Below are 23,556 nucleotides of genomic sequence, written 5' to 3'. Positions count from 1 at the left end.
TATATCTTCCTCTTACTCTTTACTGTAACTGTTTTCCTGTATCGGTCTAAAAATACCGTTGCAGACAAAGTTCTTGTTCTGATATTCCGCAAGGAGCTTGTCCACCGTATCATAATCCTGCAGTGTCTCTCCTATCATGATATCGTTAATGAGACTGTATCTGCTGTTACTGTCACGCTGATTCTTTGTAATATCACTCTTTTGAATGGTTCCGCTCTCTGTAAGAGCATCCTCATCAGCTTCTTTATCCTCGGTGATATAGTACTGAAGCTGTTCCCCGAAAAAGAGAACAAAGGCGCAGACATATATACCCTCGTACATCTCCTGAAGTTCGATGCTGTGGTACTCATTGTCCTCTTCGCCCGCAAGCCTGTAATGAATATAACAGTGCGTTCCGGGTTCCGTCCTGTACTCAAGCATCGTCTTGTCCGCAAAGTGCGAAAGCTCGGGAACTATCTCCGAATACTCAAGATAGAACGGGAAATATATATTGTTTGCCATAAGACTCTTTATGAAAGTCTTGGCTACATCTTTGTTTACCGATTCTTCGGAGCTCTTTTCCGTAGCATAATATCTAAGATACGCCAGTTTGCACACATCCTGGATTGGAAGCTCCTGAAGTGCCAAAGCCTCTATCCTCTCGAATACATACCTGTCGGTAACGCTTCCGTGTACAAAATAGTCATATGCTCCGAGTGACAAAAACGCCATCTCGATGTCCGCGTTTGCTCCGCTTCGTACATAAGACTTGAAAATATCAATCTTTTCACCGATGTACGATCCGCTGAAAAGCATCTGAACAAGCATCCTCTCGGAAAGAGAATAAGTATCTATTCCGAAAGCCTCCGAAGCCTTCCAGATATCCCTCATCTCTTTGACCGTTCCGGTAAAGTTCTTCTCAAGATACTTAAGAAGCTGCTCGTCATACTTGCCGTTTACAAAAGCGTAGTACGCAATCTCGATTTCTTTTGCCGAGACTCCGAGATCATCCATATCGATAAGCCTGTTGCACATCCTAAGGATTACTTTGGCGTCTATCCCGTACGTTCCGTAAGTACCCATCCACTCAAGCGCGTTATTGCACAAACCTCCGAGGACCATAAGCTCTATGATCTCGTTTCGCTCATGCCCCGTCATGTCTATGGGATTAATCCCCACAAGATACTCCGTAAGCTGTCTCGTAAAATCATTGTCATAATAGAATCTCACAAGACTGCTCTGTATCTCGTTTCTGTATTCCTTCTTTACAAATTCGGATTCCGCAAGGTCTCTGTACCTTCCGACATTCTCCATATCTATGGTATACGCGTTTTTACCGAGGTCGCACAGGAACAGATCAAGATTCTCCCTGCCCTTCTGGATATAAGGAATCGCATAGCCCGAAAGCTTGCCCGGAATCATCATCTTGATGTTTGAATAAGGCACGCTCACCGCATATCTGTTTTCGTCATGATCGACCAAAAGGACCGTATAATCGCTTCCGTAAAGAGGCACAAACGCACGTCCGCCGCTCATCGGATAGCGCATCTCTTTGGCACACTTATCGTAAATGACACAAACTCCGCACATCTGCTGATTGTCGGTCTTGATCTCAGATGTATAAAGAACCGAAAGCACCTTGGACGCATTCGATGCATCAACCATCTGCTTGGTCAAAAGATTCTTATACAGATAGCCAAGGTCTTTGCCCACACGTCCTTTATCAAGCTGAGCCATCAGATATTTCTCGATCTGAGGCACATATGTATCGTAAAGTTCAGGATATTCCTGCCTTCTTTCATGAATATATCTGTATAGGATCGCATTTTTGTCATACTCAAGAGTGCTCTGATATGAGAAATACATGAGAACCATCTTGCTGATCTCGCAAGGAAGCTTTCCATCCTCTTTTACATAAATGGACATCATGTAGTACTCGTAGAGCCTTGTAATCCTAAGTTCTCTCTCAACGCCCTTTTCATACCACTCAAATGCAAACCTTCCGGTTTCACCGCCCTTTATCAAAAGAGATACGATAGCTTCAAGCACATCGTCGCTCTCCTTGATCTTGTAACAGGCCTTAAGTATTCTAAAGAGTCTCTTGTCGAAGTTCCTTACTCTTGCCGACAAATACACAATCTGATCTATAAGATTGAGGCTTAAGATTTCTTTTTTTGCCCCATATTCAAGAACGCTCAGTTCCTGACTGTCAAGTCTTGCAAGGATGGAAGGCGCCTCATTCAAGATATTCATTCCTTCGAGGTACAGTATCGGACTCATGCAACCGTGTGAAAGCTGCTCTCCGATCATCATCCACTTTCTCTGACCGCTCATCACATGCTCTTCGCTCACATACTGAAGAAGCCACGCTATACGCCAGTTGTCGGGATTTCTCCTAAATATTCCCTCAAGCCTCTCGGAGACGTCATTTATTATCCTGTCCTCTTTGCTGCAAAGAGAAGTCAGATACAGATGATAGCTGTACAGCACATCACCCGGTGCATTCTCAACATCCATGGCAACCTGATCGAGTATCCACTTTCCTTCATTGACTCTGCCCGCAGTAATGTAGTACTGAGCCGTATAAAGTCTGAACTCAATATCTTTGTCATCAAGAGCGTTCATCTTGGAAATAATCTTGCCCGTTTCCGAAACCCACACTCTTGAAGTTATTTTTTTGCATCTGAAGCTCTCGTATGTCTTAACGAGCTGAACTACCAGTTTCTTCTTCTCCTGATAAGCGGCGGAAGGATGCTTTCCGGTAAGATTTACCGACACCGTCACAGGAAGCTCCGCCTTGAAGAAGGCATTGTAAAAAAACAATCTTTCCGAAATTATTGCCGTTGTGAAGCTTCTCGGTACGAAGACGAAGCTTAAGATGGCAGCTGCTTCCGGTAAAATCATCCTCAGTGATCTCGTATTTATCAAGCATGATGAAGTCGCCTTCAATCTGTGCTTTTAGTTTGCTGTATCCCCAGCCGTTTCTTGTTATTAAAATGCCGTTGTCATGCGGAAGCCCCGTATAATCAATGACAAGTTCTTTTTGATCAAGCAAAAAATTCATCGGGCGTTTCTTACTGATCGCAATAAGAAATTCCTCGACGTTCTGCTCATTGCCGGGCACGTAGGAAAGTCCTCTGTAAAGACTCTCGTACTGCTCATCATTTCCCTTGAATATGGAAATAAAGTCACTTGAATAAAAGAGGTCAATCGCCTCTTCCCAGTCAGTCTTTGCAAGGTTTGCAAAATGAAACAGATTCTTGATGTCACCGAGACTTGACGCTATCTGCTCATGTCTCACAGTGACTACGAAAGGAAGAACATACTCTCCCTGATTTGATACTATTCTAAAATTCCCCTGGAGCACATCACCCTGCGATAGTCCAACGGAATTAAATCTATAAGATACTTCATAAGGAGAACCGGAAAAATTCTCTGTGAGCACCTCCATCCTTATCTCGGTGGAGCTAACTTTGCCGGTCACTAATCTTTCTTCAGGTCCAAATATGGTAAAAGAACCTTCGGAAGTCTCACCGGGACTAACCAAAAGTTCAATACGCGGAGTTGAAAAATCTAATTTCTTCTCCGCATACTCATATTTTCCCTGTAAAATTCTCTCAACTATCTCTCTCACGCCGCACCCCATAATACTTTCATCCATTTTAGTATACCACGATAATGCGACGCATTCATTAAAAGATTATCCTGTTTTTATAGTGTTCAATGAAACACCCCTATCAATTACTCACTCCTGAGTGCATCGATAGGATTGAGCTTGGCGGCACGCCTTGCGGGGTAGATACCAAAAAACAGGCCTATTCCGGTTGAGATTGCAACGACACCTGCTATAAGAAAAGGATTGACTACAAAGCCGAATCCGGCCACCATGCAGGCAAGTTTGGCAAATAAAAGACCTAAGATTATGCCGATGATTCCACCGATGGATGTAAGGATTGATGCCTCGGCAAGGAACTGCGTGAGGATTGAAGATGTCCTTGCACCAAGGGATTTCCTTATTCCGATCTCTCTCGTTCTCTCGGTAACAGATACCGTCATGATATTCATAACACCGATACCTCCGACCAAAAGAGAGATACTCGCTATAAGACTTACTACTGATGTTATTACATCAAGGATAGTCTCCGATACGGTGTCCATTCCTTCCGTCGATTTAACTTTAATCGCACTTTCGCCTCTAAGCCCCATGACATTCTCTACAACACTCTTTATCTTGGCTTGGGCTTCATCTTTATTGTCTTTGTGCACATATGCAGATGCCGAAGTAAACATGTTATTTACGTCCTTGTCGCACATATCAGGGACAACAGTATATGGTATATCAGGCATAAATATCGGATCGTTTCCATACTGACCTGCATACGCCTTATCCATCGAAGTATCCTCTCTGATACCGACTACGGTGAATTCCTTCGTTTTTTCACCGACAGTGGCTTCAAACGTTTCTCCGACAGCCTCTTCATACCCAAACAATGCAACTGCAGCCCCTTGGCTTATAACGCACACATAATTACATTCATCAACATCATCGCGGGTAAAATAGCGCCCGTGCACAATCTTATTTCCAGTGGTAAAACGCTTCACATCACTTACTCCGGTAAAATACAGACTGTAAGAATCTTTTTTCCCGTCAGACGTTCCAAACATATTTACACTCGGTCCAAATCCGTATATATTACCCATACTGCGCTCTACGGCAGCCATATTTTCAGGCGTAAAGCACTTATCGGTCTTGCTCTCATCAATAGATACATCTATCGTCAAAACATCCATGTCTTCAAACTGCCCGTTGGCGGTAGCCTTAAGACCGTCTCCGATAACGAGGATCGTAAGTACCGACGCTATACCTATTATGATTCCAAGCATCGTAAGAAGCGATCTTCCCTTATTATTTCGTATGCTTGCAATCGCACTTTTTAAATATTCTCCTGCTTTTCCCATATTTTCACACTCTCAATGCATCAATCGGTTTCATTTTTGCAGCCTTTCTTGCAGGATAAAGACCGAAGACAAGGCCTACCATTATTGAAAATAATGCTGCTCCCACTATCGCTGTAGGTGGAATGAAAAGCGGCATATTGATCATCTTGCACATCACTCTTGCAAGAACTATTCCAAGTATAATTCCAAGTACTCCGCCCGAAAGCGTAAGGATTGCCGCCTCAGACAAAAACTGCATGGTTATCGCTCCCGTTCTTGCACCGATGGATTTTCTTATTCCTATTTCCCTTGTTCTCTCCGTTACAGACACGAGCATGATATTCATAATGCCAATTCCACCAACGAGAAGCGATATAAATGCAACAAGGATAAGGAATGTACTTGCTTTGCTCATAATCGTATCAATTGAATCCGACATGTCCGCCATGCTGTAAGAAGAAATTGCATTTGCTCCTCTAAGCCCATGCGCATTTGTAAGTATGACCTGTGCCTCATCGCATCTTTGCTGTAAGACATCCTGATCTGTGAAAAGATACAGCTGAGACCATTTACCTATATCGTACCCGTAATCTGAAGCAAACGATGTATACGGAACCTCAATCGTAGCTGAATAGTCCATATCCTGTGTAAAGAAATCATACATCTCATTTGTATTATCTCTGATGCCAACAACGGTATAATTAGCTGATTTTCCGTCTATTAATAGTTCTATCTCTTTTCCCAGACATTCATCGGTTCCAAAGAGCTTTTTTGCATCATTTTGCAGCATAACGCATACTCTCTGAGCTGATTCCACCTGCTGCTGAGTGAAATAACTTCCCTTGATAATTTTATTTGAATATTGATATTCAATCACTTCCGTTCCGCTCTCTACAGAAGCAAGGAACGTTCCTCTGGGTCCCTTAACCTTTCCTCCAACGTAATAATCCGGCGATGCACCTTTTATATCAGGTAACTCTTCCTTTAGCAGAGAAATATCATCCTGGGTAAAAAAGTCGGTAGTCTTCGACGTATCGATGCTGATCACACCGTAATTACCGTATATTCCGTTGATCTGGTCTTTAACGTACTGCTTCATTCCGTTACCGAGAGCAACCACCGCAATAACAGCCGCTATACCTATGACAATACCAAGCATTGTCATAAGCGTCCTGTAGCCGTTATGCTTCATCTGCTTTATAGCACTTTTTATATACTCACCTAATTTACTCATTCTTCGCTTCCATAACCGCTACCGGCATTCCGTCAGTAAGCGTATCAAGATTAGTAGTTATCACTTTGTCATTTTCTGAAAGACCTTCTACGATCTGAGCATCTGTACTTGTTGAGATACCGATCTTAACTGCTTTTCTTACAGCTGTGCCGTTCTCAAGTACGAATACATAGTCACCTTCTGCATCTGTAAGTACATATTCATAAGGAAGAACAATAGTATTATCAGCCTTCTCAGCATGAATCTTGTTGTTAGCCTCTACTCCGAGGATTATCTCTTTATCAGGGTTTGTAACCTTGATCTTAGTATCTACAACAGCTACACCGTTGGCATTCTTTGTTGCAGATCCGGAAATCTGAGCGATCTCACCTGTATAAGACTTACCGTTGATAGTTATATCAACCTTCTGACCAACTGCGATCTTGGGAAGGTCTGTCTTTGATACCTGCACGCTTACCTGAACATCATCAAGGTTTGCAAGTGTTACCATCTTTGTTCCTGCTGCCACTGTAGCGCCTTCTACTACTTCTACTTCGGTAACTACACCGTTAAAGTCAGCCTTTACGCCTTCCTTTGCAGCCTGGATCTTTGAGATTGTATCTCCGTTTGTAAGCTGAGCTGTATCAAGCGAAGCTTTGCTCGCCTGGATCTGTCCGCCATTAAGCTGCGCAGCCTTTGCTGATGCAAGGTGAGACTGCTCTTCTTTAAGAGATGTTATCTGATCGTTCCATCCCTTTATCTCAGCGTCATGAGCGATAGCATAATTTACATCCGCGATTGCTTCGTTCAAAGCAAGTGCCACCTGCTCATCATTTTCTCTTCTCTCATTGTAATCGAGATCGTCTTCTGTTCCGTCCAACACGCCGTCCTGGTCAAGATCAAGTTTTGTCTTGTTAAGATCTGAAAGTGTCTTCTCCATACGATTTGTCTTCTCTGTGATCTTATCGTTAAGAGCATTGATCTCAGCTGTGATAGCATCAACTCTGTCGTTGATCTGCTGTGCGTTCATTCCCTCAGCATACTTTCTGTCAGCTGCTCCGGTCTCTGAGAAGGATGAATTGTATGTGCCCTTAGCCTGCTTGATTGCAAGCTGTGCCTGTTTCTCTGCAAGAGTAAGTTCCTTCTCGTTGAAAGTATAGAGCACATCGCCGTTTGAAACCTTATCACCAACCTTGACATTAAGCTTTTCAACGGGTGCTGCAACATCTGCGAAATAACTCTTTGTCTCTGCACTTTCAACAGTTCCGGATACAGAAAGAATGTTTTCAATGCTTCCCTTTGCAACATCAACGGTTTCAACCATTGTTACGGCATTCTTTGATGCTGTCACTCCTCTTACGACAAGGAAGATAACAAGAAGTGCCACTATGCCGAGTACTATCCATTTTTTCTTAATCTTTTTCTTGGGCTTCTTTGTTACTTCCAATTCTTCTTCATCATACTCATCGTAAATTTCAACGCTGCTTCCCGTTGTTTCTTTAATCTCGTTATTGCTCTCTGCAGCGGAAACCTTTTTTTCCTCTTTTGTTTCCACTTCTTTGTTTAACGCTTTATTGTCTGCCATTTTTCCAGCTCCTTAATCTTCTTTATAATCAGGATTTATAATATCACTCTGAATCTTTCCGTCAGAGATTGTTATGATTCGCTTTGCCTGAGCGGCAATACCGGGATCGTGGGTAATTATGATTACCGTTCTTCCCTCAGAATATAGTCTCTTTATTATTTTCATGATTTCCTTGCTCGAAGCCGAATCCAGGTTACCTGTAGGCTCATCGGCAAGAAGTATCGGCGGAGCCTGCGCTATCGCTCTTGCAATCGCAACTCTCTGCTGCTGTCCACCCGACATCTCATTAGGTCTGTGTGTCTTTCTCTTTTCAAGTCCAACGCTGTTAAGAGCGGCATCCGCAAGACGTTCTCTTTCTCTTTTTCCCACTCCTCTGTAGATAAGCGGCAGCTCAACATTCTCCATAGCCGTAAGCGACTGGATAAGGTTAAACCCCTGGAAGATGAATCCTATCTCCCTGTTTCTGATGTCCGACTGCTCATCATCCGTCATATGTGATACATCATGTCCGTGAAGGAAGTATTTGCCGCTTGTGGGAGTATCTAGGCAACCAAGCATATTCATAAGCGTTGATTTACCCGATCCCGACTGTCCGATTATTGCAACAAGCTCGCCTTCACCGATGGTCAGATTTATGTGATTCAGCGCTCTGACCTCATTTTCTCCGGGATTGTATATCTTGCACACATCCTTGATCTCAACAAGTTTTTTCATAAAAGATCTATCCTTTTTTATTGTTATATAATTACTACGTCCGTCATACTTTGTCTGTCGTAGTACAAAATACTACGTCTGCTAAAGTATGTCAAGTGCCTTTACGAAAAAAAGAATTTTCGCAACTTATTTTATATTATAGGAAAATGTCTTTTTATGATATAGAAAAATGCTTATCTTACTAAATTGTAAGATAAGCATCCCAACATCTATTTGCGTTACAACTCATCCTTTAACCGCACCTGACGTCATTCCCGAGATAAAGTACCTGTTAAACATTATATATATTGTTATCATGGGTATCAACGATATTGCAGTTCCCGCAAGCATGAAATTCCATGAAGACGCCGCGTCACCGGATGATTTTAAGTGCATAATTCCGACAACAAGCGGCATGCGCCGCGGATCTGTCATCGTAAACACCATAGGAAGCATGTAATCATTCCATGCACTTCGAAACGATAGTATTCCAACCGTCGCTATAAGCGGCTTACAAAGCGGAAAGATGATCCTGTAATATATCCCTGCAAACGAACAGCCGTCTAGCTTCGCGGCTTCATCAATCTCTTTTGGTACAGAATTTATGAATCCCCTTGCAATAAACAGGTTCGTGACATTCATCCCAAAGACACGTATGATGACAACTCCCCACAGCGACTTATTCAGATGAAATACCTTCATGATCATCAAAAGCGGATAAAGTGTCAGTGTTCCAAGCGATACAAACATCGACGAGATCATGAAATAAAAGACAATCTCTTTTCCCTTAAAAGCCGCCCTTGAAAAAACATAGCCGCATACCGTGCTTGAAAAAACAGTTCCCACAACGCAGAAAAACGCAAGAAATATGCTGTTCCCGGTGTATGTCTTAAAATCAGCCAGTTGCCATGCCTTTACATAGTTATCTAATACAAACTCCTTGGGAATAAGGAGATTACCCGTTGTCAGTATGTCCATGTTGCTCTTAAACGATGACATGAACGTGTAGAACACGGGAAAAAAAACTTATTACAAAAAATAAACACAAAACGAGATATACAGGGAGCACTCCCCAATATTTCTTAATATGCGCCATGCTGCTCTCTCCTTTTTTGTCTACACTATCTCTTTAAGCTTTTTGGTAGCTCTCAGATAAACAACGGTAACCATACCGAGAAAAACAGCGGTAACAAGTGACATTGCAGACGCATAGCCGACTTCGATATTTCTGCCCGATTTGCCGAAAAAGGACTTGTATATGTAGGTCATTACTACTTCCGTAGTCCCGCCCGGCTGGCCGTTTGTGCAAGCTATTACAAGGTCGCATATCTTAAGGCTTCCGACAATCGCAACCAGAAGTATCGACTGGAATATCGGCGCGATCACAGGAAATATCACGTAAAAGAATCCCTTAATCCCTTTAGCTCCGTCGATACTTGCGCAGTCATACAGCTCCTGTGGAATACTCTGAAGCGCCATAAGAAAAAATATCATGTTTATCCCGTAGTTCTGCCAGACAGAGGCAAGCCCCAGGATAAACATCGCTTTCCACTTGGTATTAAACCAGTTTATCGGCTTTGCGATCAGCCCTGCATGCATAAGAATGGCATTTACCATTCCGTTATGCGACGCAAACAGAAGTGAAAATATAAGTCCTATTATTACCGCAGATATTATCGACGGCAGAAAAAGTGTCACTCTGAAAAAATTCATTCCGCGTATCTTGCGGTTTAGAAGCACCGCAAGCCCAAGCGCCAGCGGAATCTCAACCGCAAGTTTACCCGCAGCAAGCAAAAAAGCATTAAGAAGAGACTGCCAGAAATCCGGATCTCTTTTTATTATCCTGACAAAGTTCGCAATTCCCGTGAACTTACATTCACCAAAACCGCCAAAATCCGTAAATGCATATCTCAAAATGTAAATGATGGGAACATAGCCGAATAATATAAACCCGATAAAGAACGGAGCTATCATCAGCATTGCCTGAACATTGTCACTTTTCATGCGCTTATTAGCAGCTTTATCCCCTTGTGTCATCATATTTTAATCTCTTTCAACTTTATAGTTCGGAGGTGCAACATACTCATTTATGGTCTCATCGTCAAGCTGAGCCAGCCCACTGTTTAGTCTCATATCCAGCTCTTGCAGCACTGTCGCCGCATCTTCCGAATATCCTCCGGAAAAGAGCTTTGTAAGCGTCTCCCTCGCCGAAAGTCCCTCATAGGATATAACACCCTTAGGGTCTGCCATTCGGATGATAAACTGATTTCCCCGGAACGTAACAAATTCTTTCCAGCCTTTTACCTCAGAATCCGCTGCCATATCAAGCACTTCTTTTCTGTAAGGAAGGTACATTCCCTTCTCATACATTTCAACAAGATTTTCATCCGCATAGAACCACTCAAGAACACGGGCAATCTTTGAAGTATCTTTTGCGTCGAGCGATTTCTTTGCAACAGCCAAAAGATCTACCGGCGTTACCATCTCTTTATACCCATATCCCGAACTGTCAATTGCCGGCGGATCGCAGACAACCCAATTACATTCTGCGGGGAACTGCTCTGTATATACCGCAACGTCAAAGCTCGCCGCCATAGCGATGCCGACCTTGCCTGCAGCGAACTGCGCTCTTGCGGTATCCGCATCCATATTTTCATATCCGGGGAAAACACTTCCGTCCTCGATCATTCCGAGTATATTCTCGATAATGGGAAGGCCGTCGGAATACCTGTATGTTCCGCTTACGGCATCATATCCAAAGTGTCCCAAAGAAGCGGAAGAAACACTGTAAATATAATGATCGAGCGTCCATCCGCTCTGAAGTGCGAGAAAATATCCATATGCATCGCCGTTTGAAACATCCGTGATCAGCTTTGCATCTTTTCTTACATCATCCCATGTTTTGGGATACACGTTTATTCCGGCTTTATCAAAAAGATCTTTATTTATGATCATCTTATATGACTGAAGGCTGTAAGGAAGCGTATATACTTTGCCTCCAAATATCTGATCGCCTATAAGAAGATCGTCCTCATCATACTTGGAAAGAAGCGTATTGCTGCCGTCAAGTTCAGATATCGGAACGGCATATCCCGCAGCAACATATTTAGCGAAGGTATTGGATGAAGGTCTGAACAGATCCGGTCCGTCATTTGCCATAAGCGCCACATTGATAACATCGGAATAATCCGAGCCGTACACCGTATAATCAATCCTGATGCCTTCCTGCTTACCTATCGTATTGTTGAATTCCTCGATCTGAGCATCTCTCACAGACTGTTCATGAGCATTGTCACTCCACACAGTGACTACCTGAACATCCTCTGCTGCGGTGTTTTCCCCTTCGGGACTTTTTGTAAGCATGGTATCAGCCACATTTCCGTTACATCCGGCAATAAGACCTGCTGTCATCGCCAATGTAAGTATTAACCCCATCGCATTTCTTTTCATAAGCCTGTCCTCCGTATGAATATAAAAAAGATGTGAAAAAAAACCATTGAACAATGATAAAAAGAACGAAAAACAAAATCTTATTAGTATTATATTCCGTTTTTTCTTTTATGAACAGTCGAAATGTTGCTTTAGACAAGGAAAAGCCGAGCTTTTACGCCCGGCTTTTCGCTATATGAATATATGATTGTTTCAAAATCCTTTTAATCTCAGATCCTCTACGAGGTTTACATAGAATTCCCTAACATCGAAATCCTTAATGTTTTCGCGGTTAAGGTCAATCATATCGCCATGAGATATTCCTCTTTTTCCTTTAGGTTCAAGCATCTTGAAATCACTGCCCCAAGGAAAAGAACTCTCTCCCACAAGTCCGTCGTTTTTTCCGTCAAAATACTTAACCAGAAGATATGACATATTAAGCGGAAATCTGCCTGCCGTCGGTCTTGTTTGAATCGATCCCACAGACTGATAGTAAACTTCTTCTCTGTCGGGAAGTTCCTCATTTCGCTTCTCGCAAGCCTTATGAGTAAGGTCCGTAACAGCACCGATAAAATCGGGATTCACATCGCCGAATGTGGCAGCACCTGCATTGTAGGCTCTTGCAACGGTAAGCTTTTGTGCTTCGGGGATCTTCTCAAGAAGGTAATCCGCAAATTCGCATCCTCTGTGAGGAGTATTGATAGTTGTAAGAGATGCCACATCCTCATACGCTCCGCACTTCGTGATAGCATATCTCATATCAAGTCCGCCCTTTGAATGAGCTATGACATTGACCTTCTCACATCCTGTCTGCGCTTTTATCTCCTTGATCCTCTTTGCAAGTTCTTCGCCGCTCTTTTCGACAGTAGACGCACTGTTGTGCTCTCCGTAGAAAATGGTCGCACCGTTATCAATAAGCTCCTGCGGTACTCTTCCCCAGTAATTAAGATGCTCAAAATCTCTGAAGAAAACCCCGTGAACCAACAGGATGGGATACTTTGTCTTGCATATCTTATCAGCTTTTCTTTCAGCATCTATCTTCATCTTCGCAGATTCAAATCTAACTTCATCATCTGCAGTCTTAATGATCTTACCAAGCATAATAAGGTTGAGTATCGGCACCATTCCAAAAAAGATACCAAGTGCTCTCCATTTAACTCCAAGCTGTCTACAATTTATGTAAACCAGAATTATTCCGGTCCAGAAAAGGATCGATTCTACAGTAATTATCAGAAGTATTTTTACGACAAAAATCGATGGATTGTCCCTGAATCCGCTGAACCCAAACGGACTTTGAAAAAGATCTCTCAAATAATAGCAGGCAAAAGCCAGCGTACTTATCAAGAAAATCTTCAAAATAATGTTACCTATCCTACAGTTGCGAATTCTTTTCATATGCAATCCCCATTATAATTCATGCACTGTCTATGACTTAGCATAAACAGTGCATCAAACCTTAAACCATCAACATTATTATTTAGCAAGAATCAACATAATCTCATTGCTTCTCTCAACAAACTTAGTCATTGACTCAGCGTCAAGAGGCGCATTCTGGATCCTTGCAAGATCATAGAGCTGTTCACAGATCATCTCTGTATTCTTCTCATCCTTATTGTCCATCACATACTGAACAAGAGGATGATTTGCATTAAGAATAAGTGTCTGACCTTCCGATGCGCCAAAATCTCCCATGGACATTCCGTTCATTGCATACATCTTCATCATATCGGCAAGACGTCTTGATTCCTCTGAAACAGTAAGCATTGAAGACATTTTCTTATCCTTAAGCTTTTCAAGCTTAACAACAAGCTTATCATTCTTAAGAGCTTTCTTGAGCTTTTCAGAAATCTCTTTTTCCTTCTCTTCAAGCTCTTTTGCAGCTTTCTTGGATGTCTTACTCTTAAATGTATCTGTAAGATCAGCATCGATTCTCTTAAAGCTGATTCCCTCATTCTTGCTCTCAAGCTGCTGCATGAAAGGAGTATCGATGTTGTGCTTCATTACGAAAGCTTCCATCTTCTGAGCCTTGAACATCTTGATGTACTGGCTCTGCTGCTGCTCATCTGTTACGTAGTAGATGATACGAGGCTCTTTTTCCTCTTTCTCATCCTTCTTGTCTTCGGACTTATCGTCAACAACTTCTGCTTCAACCTTATTTCCGTTTTCATCCACAGCTTCCTCTTTCTTAGCCTCTTCTTCAGCCTCTTTGTTGATCTGAAGAGCTTCGGGAAGTGTGAGATACTTACCGTCAAGGTTCTTAAAGAGGATGTAATCGTTCATCTTCTCGCAGAACTTGTCGTCCTTAAGACAACCGTATTTGATGAAAGGACTGATGTCATCCCAGTATTTGTCATAGTTTTCTTTATCTGTCTTGCAAAGTCCGGCAAGCTTCTCAGCTACCTTCTTGCTGATGTACTCAGAAATCTTTTTAACAAATCCGTCGTTCTGAAGCGCACTTCTTGAAACGTTAAGCGGAAGGTCGGGACAATCGATCACACCCTTTAAGAGCATGAGATACTCAGGAATAACTTCCTTGATGTTGTCCGCGATAAATACCTGGTTATTGTAAAGCTTGATTGTTCCCTCGATTGACTCAAACTCCATGTTGATCTTAGGGAAATAAAGGATACCCTTTAAGTTAAACGGATAATCCATGTTAAGGTGGATCCAGAAAAGAGGCTCCTTATAATCGCGGAACACCTTTCTGTAGAACTCAAGATACTCCTCATTTGTACAATCCTTGGGAGTCTTAGCCCAAAGGGGATGTGTATCGTTAAGAAGCTGAGGTCTTCTCTTAATCTTGTACTCGAGCTCAGGCTCTTTGTCCTCGCCCTCTTTCTTCTCGGGATGTACTTCTTCTATCACAACATCCGAATCAAGCTTCTCGCTTGCCTTGATTGTCTCTGTTCCCTCTTCATTCTCTCTTGAAAGATAAATGTCATAAGGCATGAATGAGCAGTATTTTTCTATAACTTCTCTTGCCTTGTACTCATTGCAGAACTCAAGGCAGTCATCCGACAGATGTAAGGTAATTGTAGTTCCTACCTCTTTCTTTTCTCCGTCAGACATCTCAAAATCAGAGCCGCCGTCGCATGTCCAGTGAACAGACGCTGCATCTGACTTATATGAAAGTGTATCGATATCAACAGAATCAGACACCATAAATGTTGAGTAGAAACCAAGTCCGAAATGTCCTATGATCTGATCTGCATTAGCTTTATCTTTATACTTGTTAAGGAAATCGGTCGCTCCCGAAAAAGCCACCTGATTGATATACTCTTCAACTTCCTCGGCTGTCATACCGATTCCGTTATCCGTAATCTTAATAGTCTTATCTTTATCATTGAGCACCACATCAACACGGGGCTTAAAACCTTCAGGAAGTTCATACTCGCCCATCATATCCATCTTGCGGATCTTCGTAACCGCATCGCAGGCATTTGAAATTACTTCCCTGTAAAAAATGTCATGATCCGAATAAAGCCATTTCTTTATTATCGGAAACATATTCTCGCTATTGATTGAAAGATTACCTTTTTTTGAAGCCATAACTCTCACTCCTTTGCATCATTTCAGTATATGCACAGTCTCAGTCTCCCTCCACCGTACAAATAAAAGTTTAATTCCCCCACTCGCAAAAGTCAATAAAAAATTAGCACTCACCAAACATGAGTGCTAACAAGCCTGCATCGATTCAATCCTCGCCATTTACAGCCTGCCACACAGGCACCGCCGCACAGATGCATGTGTGGTAGTCTGTAAATGGCGATGCTGTGAACGATGCACTTAGTTTATTCGTATTTGGAGGAGACGTACTCGGAGTAGCTCATTCCGGCGTATTTTTTGAAGCAGCGGCTGAAGTAGTTGGGATCGGGAATGCCGACTTCGGCGGCAGCCTGATACATCTTAACGTTGGCTCTGGCTATCTGCATGGCTTTTTTCATGCGGAGGTCTGTGAGGTATTCGATGAAGTTGCTGCCGGTCTCCTGCTTGAATTTTCGTGAGAGATAACTTGCACTAAATCCAAAGTACTGTGCTATGTATGCGAGATTTAGCTTTGAATCAGCAAAGTTGTCCTCAACGTATTTTTTTATCAGTTCGGTCGTATTGTTCTCTTCTGCAGACAATACAACAGGTTCGCTCTTTGGTTCTTCCCATGTATCGTTTGATGCATCAAGCATCTTTTTTGCCCTCTCAAGGACCTTTGTAATCTCTGTTCTGACCATAGGCTTAAGCATATAGTCAAATACCGGAAGGCTTACGCATCTCCTTGCATACTCGAACTGGTTTATCGCTGTCATTATTATTATTACAAGATTCGGATATCGCCCCGTCGCAGTCTGGGTAAATTCTATTCCGTCCATGAAAGGCATTGAAATATCAACAAATGCTATATCCGGCTTAAGGTCGTCAATAACATTTATTGCTTCTATGCCGCTTGCCGCTTCTCCGACAACTTCCATGCCCAGCTCTCCCCAATTTATCGCTGCACGCATAAGCTTCCGAGCCGACTCCTCATCATCTATTATCATAACCCTATATTTTCTGTCCATCACTTACGCCCCTTATTGCCATTTCTTCCGAGATAATAAACTCTATCTCAGTGTATTCCCCTACTTCGCTGTCAATCCTGACAACATCGTTACTTCCGCAATAAATCCTGATTCTTTCAATGGTTCCCCACAGCCCGAAACTCTCGCCCTCAATCTCTCCTTTAAAATTTCTGTCTGAGTGCAAGATCTTGTCAATCTGATCCTGTGTCATTCCAACACCTGTGTCACGAACTTTCAAATGAAGAAAACCATCTTCAAGCTTAGAACTTATTTTAATACTTCCCTTCTCACCTTTCATCCTGATGCCATGATATATACTGTTTTCCACAAGCGGCTGAAGTATCAGCTTTGGCAGAATAAACTTATTTGTCTTTTCATCTATATCATACTCATCTTCAAAAATATCTCCGTAGCGCAACTTCTGAAGCGCCAGGTAATCCTTAACTATCTGCACTTCCCTTGAAAGAGGTATAACCCTGTCTCCCTTGCTCAGGAAATTTCTGTAAAAACTTCCGAGTACCTCAAGTGAATCGTGCACCTTGACCGCTCCCGCATCAAGTGCAAGAAAACCTATTGTTTCAAGAGAATTGTACAAAAAATGTGGCTTGATCTGTTCCTGCAAGACTCTCATCTCAGCTCGCTGAAGAGTCTTCTCCTTTTCGATCAAAGTACCGATAAGCTCGTTGACGTGATCGATAAGATTATTGTAATCGTCCTTAAGCATTTCAAGCTCGCTTGAAGGCATATCAATATCAATAGTCTTAAGGTCACCCGTCCTCTTATTTTTTTCCATTGATTCGGAAAGCTTGTATATGGGATCCGTTATATCGGTCTTGATAAAGAATCCCATGTGAATCGCCAAAACAACAAACACGAGCAAAAGAACCATCAGAACATACAGGATTCCATACGGTATGCCCTCTGTTCCATACTTTGATACTCTCATTATAACGATCGGATAATTATCAACACAGCATGCCGATAAAAGCATGCGCTTGTTATCTACTTTGATATTCTTATTCCTTATCCCGCCAACCGCAAAACCGGGACTGTAATAATTCAAATATTCCTCGTTTCCTGCGATAAAACATCCATCTGCGCCAAGGATACAAATATTATCATAGCGTAGCTGATTGAGCATATCCTGAAAAACATTTGACGATATGTTCATCATCATTATTCCGATACGCTTCTGTGAATTGATGTCATTTATCGCCCTCTCAATCGTAACCAGCGGCTTATCGTCGATTCTCCTCGCAACACCGCCACAATTCAGAGTAACGGTTGCTCTTCCTTCGTTGGAATATATGGTATCTCTCCACTCCCTCGAATTCATAAGCGTATCATCATACTCATAGGAAATTCTGTTGGTTGAGACCATTTTCTCGTCTTCTCTAAATGCCATAACAGAATCCACGCCTTCTGCCGCGTTCAATATATCCATCATTCCGTATCTGGCATCATTTGTCATATTTTCATCGACAGCACTTAAATCCGCTTTAAGAAAGGTGACAAGTCTTCTGTCCGTTATAACAAGCCTCGAAACATCCATATAGTTCTTAAGATCGGAACTTATATTATTGGAAAGAGCTTTAAGCACACTTTCTGATTCTCTTATTACATATGCTTTGCGTTCTTTTTCCGTAATGATATATGTCGAGATCAAAAAAGACACAAAAACTATCATTACAATGCCAATCATGGTGCTTCTAAAGCTTGACGAAAGCGTAGTTTTTTTTAACTTATCCCCAACCTGATCGATCATATTTTTTCCCATACCAATATTAATAATTTCATATTGAAAAATATAAATATCAATAAACGCTCTATAAAAAGATACCATTTTTTCGTTCTATTAGCAAAAAGACTCGCCATCATAAGATGCCGAGTCTCGAAATTCAATATTAAATTATAAGCTCACATCAACCCTTAACCGCGCCGGCAATGAAGCTGTCCTGAATCCTTCTGCTTAAGAATACATAAGCAATAAGTGTCGGGAATGTTGCGATTACAAGAGCCGCACCGATCGGGCCCCAATCAGTTGTGTACGCACCTGACAAAGCCTTAATACCTACAGGCAATGTTCTGTGCTTCTGATCTGAAATGAATACGTTCGCAAACATGAACTCGTTCCAGCACTGAAGGTATGCATAGATACCTACTGTTGAAAGAGCAGGCTTCATAAGCGGCATGATGATCTTAAAGAATGTTCCGAAAAGACCACATCCGTCGATAATCGCAGCCTCATCAAGGTCATACGGAATATCTACCATGAATCCCGTACAAATAAGAATCGACATTGAAAGTGTGAAAGCTGAGTAAGGAACAATAAGTGTTGAATACTTATTGAGCCAGTGAAGCTTTGAAAGCACTACGTATACAGGAACGATTGAAGCCTGAAGCGGAATTGTAAGTCCAAGCATAAAGAATGCATTTGTGATCTTACTGAGTTTCCACTTAATACGTGTAAGCGCATATGTTGCCATCATTGCGGCAATAATCGAAATACCTATTGAAATCGCTGTAACAAGTAAACTGTTTACAAAGTACAACGCCATATTTCCGGTGCTCAAAGCTGAGCTATAGTTGGACCACAACCAATGCTTGGGAAGTCCTATGATATTTTCTCCGAAAATCTCATCATTTCCCTTAAGAGAGAATGTAAACATGAAATATATCGGGAATAAATTGATTATCGACCAGATAACCAAAAGTATATATACAAATGTTTTTTTCTTACCTACCATCATTACTTATCCTTTTCCTTAAATGCAGCACTAATTAGTAACGCAAACGCGAAGCACAGAGCAATAAGCATTACAGAGATCGTACTTCCCATTCCGTATCTGTTTCTCAAGAACAACATATATTCGAGCAATGTACTCGGAACTTCGGTTGTCTGATAAGGACCTCCGTCTGTCAGGATACGAACAAGGTCGTATGTCTTAAGTGAACCTGTAACAGCGAAGATAACACTTACTCTGATAATAGGCTTAATGATCGGGATAACAATGAATCTGTCTGTCTGCCACTTTGTAGCGCCGTCAATCATTGCTGCTTCTCTAAGGTCGGGTGAAACACCTTTAACTCCCGCATACATAAGAAGCATGTGATAACCTACATACTGCCAGATTGTGGGAACAACGATACTTCCAAGAGCAGTCTTGGGATCACCGACCCAAATATGCTGCAAACTCTCCAAATGGATTGCTCCAAGAAATCTGTTCAAAATACCGTAATCAGGGTTGTAAATCTTAAGCCAGAGCTGACCGATAACAACAGTTGAAATAAGCACGGGCATAAAGAAAACTGTAAGGTAGAAACGCTCGCCCTTAGGTTTTCTTCCAAGTATAAGTGCAAGCAACAATGCAAGCGGTAACTGTATAAATACTGAAAATAGTGCCAATATAAGCGAGTTCTTCAATGAGATCATGAATTTAATAGATCCGTTGGTGAACAACTCCTGATAGTTGGCTAATCCTATGAATGTTCCTTCCGTAAACCCATTCCAGTCAAACAAACTTTTGTACAAAGAAACTGCAATGGGAGCAATTAAAATACTAACGAATAAAAGTAATCCGGGAAGCAGAAATACAAAGACTGCCAGTCCCTTTTTCAACTCCTTATTCCTCTTCTGATTTAACGCACTCTTATCTCTTTCCATACAAAATAACCTTCCAACAAAATACGGTTCCCCCTATGCTTCCCATTGGAAGCACAGGAAGAACCAAAATAAAATCAATTTAGATTAACAAACTCTTCAAAAAAGAATTACTTAATATCCTTAGCAAGACCTTCGATGAATCCTTTTCCATCGATCTGGCATCCATAAACCTGATCAACATATGAAAGGTATGTCTGAGCCTTATCTGCTGCCATAGCTGTATCTCCGAAGAGAACCATGTAATCAGACTTCTGAACGATATCTGCAACAGCCTGTGTAAGAGGATTTACAGAACTTGTGTCACCGTAAGGTGTCCATGCAGGAAGTCCGCAACCATCAAGGTAACCGTAGTGGCAGATAAGCTTACCAAGCTCGAATGTGTAATCAGCAGCTGCTGCAGCGTTAGGTGATGAAGCTGCAACTGCAAGTGTATCAGAGGGTCCACCGATGAGCTGGCCAAGCTTTGACTTGTCAGCGTTGATTACAGGGAACTCACCAACCTTAACCTTAGGTAAGAAGTCTGCATTTGCTGCAAAGTCTGCACAGTTCCATGTACCATTCATGTAGAATGCGTACTTGCCTGCCATGAAGTTAGCCTTAACTTCGTCGTTTGAAAGACCGATTCCTGAAGGATCGAAGTATCCGTCTTTGATGAGCTTCTGGAATGTATCAACGGCATCAGCAACGTCCTGATTGTTCCATGAATCAGTTCCTGCGAAGATAGCATCAAGTGTAGAAGCACCTGCGCTCTTCTCGATGATAGACTCAAGATACTCTGTTACGCACCATGTTTCCTTGCCGGCACATCCGAAAGGAATCTTGCCCTTAGCCTTAAGAGCATCACAGCACTTAATGAAGTCTTCATAAGTTCCGGGAATCTCATCATATCCTGCTTCTTTAAGGATATCCATGTTAGCGAAAAGACCTACAATATTCATTGTAAGCGGTACACCGTAGTGCTTTCCGTCAAATGTTGTGTTCTTAAGCATAGCTTCAGGAAGCTCATTCTTATACTTCTCGTATGCTTCGTCAAGGCACTGTACCTTTCCTGCGCTTACGAAATCACCAAGGAATGCACATGACCATGTAAAGAAAATGTCAGGCATTTCATTAGCTGATACTGCAGCTTTGATTTTTGTCTTGTAAGACTCGTTCTCAAATGCTTCCCAGTTAAGAGTTACATTAGGATGATTTGTCTCCATATCCTTAATAGCATTCTCGTAAGACTTACGGTTTGAATCACTCTCTGTAGCGATACACCACATGTTAAGAGTAATAGGTGTGCTGTCATCCAATCCAGCACCTGCTGCACTTGCTTCTGCTCCTGCATCTGCTCCTGCGTCTGCTCCTGCCTCTGTTGCTGCAGCTGCACCGTTGTCACCTGATTCTGCAGGTGCTGAAGCTGTATCTCCGCATCCAACAAGAGAAAGAGTCATTACGCCCGCCAATAACATTGAAACTAAACGCTTCTTCTCCATTTCATACCTCTCCTTCTTAATAATGGTTTTTGGCAGTCTTACTGCCATGATCTATCGTAAACGCGCCATGCGTTTCGATTACGTTGTACCCTCATCCTTCTTGGTCGTGTCTTTCTCCTGAGTCTTAACTAAAGGCCAGGGATAATCGATTGTAAGTTTCTTGCCGTCCAAAGAATAATAGAAAGTCGCATCCGGAATAGGTGCATCATACATAAGTTTCACACTGGAATTTGCTTCATCCACTGAATAGTGGCCATAGAAAGCATCCTCCTCACTAAACTCCAATTTAGGCGCGGGTAAAAATCTGAAAACATTATTACCGCAAGCCCAATTCCCAACAATTCCATCAGGATCCCCTTCATCCTGATAGTCATAAACCGATGCTATATAAAAAACCATTTTTTCATTATCCATGTAGTATCTGTGTTCTATCGAATTACCATCTTTATCGGTAAGGGTGATACTGTCATCATCCTTAACATATGTATAATTCTTACCTTCGCAAACAGCCTTTCCGTCATCATAAAGAGCAAGATACTCTTCACTCGGCTCATAATCCTTTGCCCAGGATTCAATTTTGTTTGCGGAACCGCAACCTGTGGGGATAAGCATCACCATAATCAAAGCAAGTATAATAGAAGTCTTTTTTAAATTTTTCATGCTTATCATCACCTCGGTGTAATTTTGATACTACTGATAATAATATAAACGATTAAGTAAATATTCTGAACATATTTTTTTTTACTTCATCAAGCACTTTTTTTACTTCTTGACCATAAATCATAGATTTTTCATGTTTTATTTGTGCATATTGCCATTGGTAGCGCTTCCATTTTGTCTAAAATGGATAAAAATAGACGTATGATTCTTACCAAAGTAAAAATCATACGTCATTTTGACACTTCTGTTAAATTATCACTTTTTCGAGAAATATTTCTGATAGACTTCCATAAGTCCCTTAGCGGTAACTTCGGGATCCTTGCCTACAGTTACGCTGCTCCAAAGCTTTTCGTTGAGCTGTTTGTTCAGTGTCGCGACAAAGCTGTCATACTTCTCACCGAAAACTTCACGTTTTCTCTCCTGAACGATCTTAACCTTATTGGCTTCGGTTTCCTCAAGATTGAATTTGCTGATGCACTTGATTATCGCATAACCTTCACTTGTCGCAAAGACACCGCTCACCTCACCGCCTCCGAGATTAAACGCAACGCTCTCATAATCGGGTTGTTCGCCGCCTTTTCCAAAAGAGAGTTCCGATTTATCGGACTCGTTATATTCAAGCATAAGTTCTTCGAAACTTGCTCCCTCGTCTTTAATCCGTCTGTATATACCGTCAGCTTTAGACTTGGCTGCCGCCTTGTCGGCCTCATTGAATTCTACCTTATTTCCGTTAGCGTCAAGCGAATACGTCTTTATCAAAATCTGCTCAATCGTTATCGTTCTGGCTTCGTCATCGCTTATCTCCGGATTTATATCTTTGATGATATCGTTGTAAAGCTTGTCTGCAAGAGCCTGATCCTTGTATATGCCCGCAATATCTTCCTGCGTTATTCCATCCATAGCCGCAATATCGGCTTCTGAAAGTGTAGCATAATACTCAGCCGCTGCTTCTTCAGCTTTTTTGTTCTCTTTGTCATCAAGCACAATTCCGTTATCCGCTGCCAGAATATCCATTGTCTTAATCTGAGCAATCTTCGCAAGAACAGAGTCTTTTAACCTGTCCTCGACAGTCTCGCTTCCGGTCTCGCGCCCCCATATCTCTTCTCCAAAGCTTGCCTCATAACCCTCCTGGGTATTTATGAGATATGCCTTGGCCTCCTTGAGGGTGCACACCGAATCTTCTATCCTGAATACTTCATCCTTTGCAAAACCCGTGGTAAAAACTATCTTTACAGGCTTTTCGGATGATCCGCATCCTGTTATAAAAACTAAGGAACAGGCGGCGACTGTTGCCGCAATTCTTTTTGCAATTTTTTTATTGTTAAGTCTACCGCTCTGCCTTTTGTTTTCCACTCTTTTTTCCT

The 23,556-nt window shown here is 42.0% G+C and carries 18 protein-coding genes; all 18 read right to left on the bottom strand.

The genetic code is table 11. The features are described 5' to 3' along the window. Positions 1–12: 12 nt before the first annotated feature. Positions 13–2,763 carry a DUF5717 family protein gene (locus CD00_RS20945; protein ID WP_185750486.1) on the bottom strand — a complete coding sequence of 917 codons (2,751 nt, stop codon included), beginning with the start codon at positions 2,761–2,763 and terminating at the stop codon, positions 13–15. Then, positions 2,681–3,640: a DUF5717 family protein gene (locus tag CD00_RS20940; RefSeq protein ID WP_185750485.1), complete on the bottom strand. Its 960-nt coding sequence runs from the start codon at positions 3,638–3,640 to the stop codon at positions 2,681–2,683. Before CD00_RS20940 ends, CD00_RS20945 begins: the two co-directional genes overlap by 83 nt. Before the next feature lie 80 nt (positions 3,641–3,720). Beyond that, positions 3,721–4,938, bottom strand: coding sequence for an ABC transporter permease (locus CD00_RS0116090; RefSeq protein WP_026656896.1), 1,218 nt, complete (start codon positions 4,936–4,938; stop codon positions 3,721–3,723). Positions 4,939–4,942: 4 nt separating this feature from the next. After that, positions 4,943–6,151, bottom strand: coding sequence for an ABC transporter permease (locus tag CD00_RS0116085; protein ID WP_026656895.1), 1,209 nt, complete (start codon positions 6,149–6,151; stop codon positions 4,943–4,945). Further along, a complete protein-coding gene (locus CD00_RS0116080; protein WP_026656894.1) occupies positions 6,144–7,715 on the bottom strand; it encodes an efflux RND transporter periplasmic adaptor subunit in 1,572 nt (523 codons plus the stop codon). The genes CD00_RS0116085 and CD00_RS0116080 overlap by 8 nt, the downstream gene beginning before the upstream one ends. A gap of 12 nt (positions 7,716–7,727) precedes the next feature. Beyond that, entirely contained in the window at positions 7,728–8,429 is a 702-nt protein-coding gene (locus CD00_RS0116075; protein WP_026656892.1) for an ABC transporter ATP-binding protein, read from the bottom strand. 225 nt (positions 8,430–8,654) lie between these two features. After that, on the bottom strand, positions 8,655–9,407 hold the full coding sequence (locus CD00_RS18850) for a carbohydrate ABC transporter permease (RefSeq protein ID WP_081811950.1): 753 nt from the start codon (positions 9,405–9,407) through the stop codon (positions 8,655–8,657). A gap of 117 nt (positions 9,408–9,524) precedes the next feature. After that, the gene (locus CD00_RS0116065) at positions 9,525–10,448 is read right to left on the bottom strand and encodes a carbohydrate ABC transporter permease (RefSeq protein ID WP_026656891.1); all 924 of its coding nucleotides are present in this window, start codon (positions 10,446–10,448) and stop codon (positions 9,525–9,527) included. Positions 10,449–10,451: 3 nt separating this feature from the next. Then, positions 10,452–11,858 (bottom strand): ABC transporter substrate-binding protein, encoded by a 1,407-nt coding sequence (locus CD00_RS0116060; RefSeq protein WP_026656890.1) that lies wholly within the window; start codon positions 11,856–11,858, stop codon positions 10,452–10,454. Between the two features lie 192 nt (positions 11,859–12,050). Then, on the bottom strand, positions 12,051–13,232 hold the full coding sequence (locus tag CD00_RS0116055; RefSeq protein ID WP_026656889.1) for an esterase/lipase family protein: 1,182 nt from the start codon (positions 13,230–13,232) through the stop codon (positions 12,051–12,053). Positions 13,233–13,310: 78 nt separating this feature from the next. Further along, the gene (gene htpG / locus CD00_RS0116050; protein WP_026656888.1) at positions 13,311–15,386 is read right to left on the bottom strand and encodes a molecular chaperone HtpG; all 2,076 of its coding nucleotides are present in this window, start codon (positions 15,384–15,386) and stop codon (positions 13,311–13,313) included. A gap of 242 nt (positions 15,387–15,628) precedes the next feature. Further along, a complete protein-coding gene (locus CD00_RS0116045; protein ID WP_026656887.1) occupies positions 15,629–16,390 on the bottom strand; it encodes a response regulator transcription factor in 762 nt (253 codons plus the stop codon). Next, positions 16,374–18,167 carry a cache domain-containing sensor histidine kinase gene (locus tag CD00_RS19640; protein ID WP_207640516.1) on the bottom strand — a complete coding sequence of 598 codons (1,794 nt, stop codon included), beginning with the start codon at positions 18,165–18,167 and terminating at the stop codon, positions 16,374–16,376. Before CD00_RS19640 ends, CD00_RS0116045 begins: the two co-directional genes overlap by 17 nt. Positions 18,168–18,312: 145 nt before the next feature. After that, the gene (locus tag CD00_RS0116035) at positions 18,313–19,140 is read right to left on the bottom strand and encodes a carbohydrate ABC transporter permease (RefSeq protein WP_026656886.1); all 828 of its coding nucleotides are present in this window, start codon (positions 19,138–19,140) and stop codon (positions 18,313–18,315) included. Further along, entirely contained in the window at positions 19,140–20,054 is a 915-nt protein-coding gene (locus tag CD00_RS0116030) for a carbohydrate ABC transporter permease (protein WP_051199223.1), read from the bottom strand. Before CD00_RS0116030 ends, CD00_RS0116035 begins: the two co-directional genes overlap by 1 nt. A 107-nt stretch (positions 20,055–20,161) precedes the next feature. Then, positions 20,162–21,532, bottom strand: coding sequence for an ABC transporter substrate-binding protein (locus tag CD00_RS0116025; RefSeq protein WP_026656883.1), 1,371 nt, complete (start codon positions 21,530–21,532; stop codon positions 20,162–20,164). A 78-nt stretch (positions 21,533–21,610) separates the two neighbouring features. Further along, complete coding sequence (locus tag CD00_RS0116020) at positions 21,611–22,192, bottom strand: hypothetical protein (protein ID WP_026656882.1); 582 nt, start codon at positions 22,190–22,192, stop codon at positions 21,611–21,613. 255 nt (positions 22,193–22,447) lie between these two features. After that, positions 22,448–23,545: a peptidylprolyl isomerase gene (locus CD00_RS0116015; protein WP_026656881.1), complete on the bottom strand. Its 1,098-nt coding sequence runs from the start codon at positions 23,543–23,545 to the stop codon at positions 22,448–22,450. Positions 23,546–23,556 lie beyond the last annotated feature (11 nt).

The sequence above is a fragment of the Butyrivibrio sp. AE3003 genome, from assembly GCF_000686065.1.
Taxonomy (GTDB): Bacteria; Bacillota; Clostridia; order Lachnospirales; family Lachnospiraceae; genus Butyrivibrio; species Butyrivibrio hungatei_A.
The sequence above is the reverse complement of the archived record's forward strand: the minus strand, read 5'-3'. Positions and strand labels throughout refer to the sequence as shown.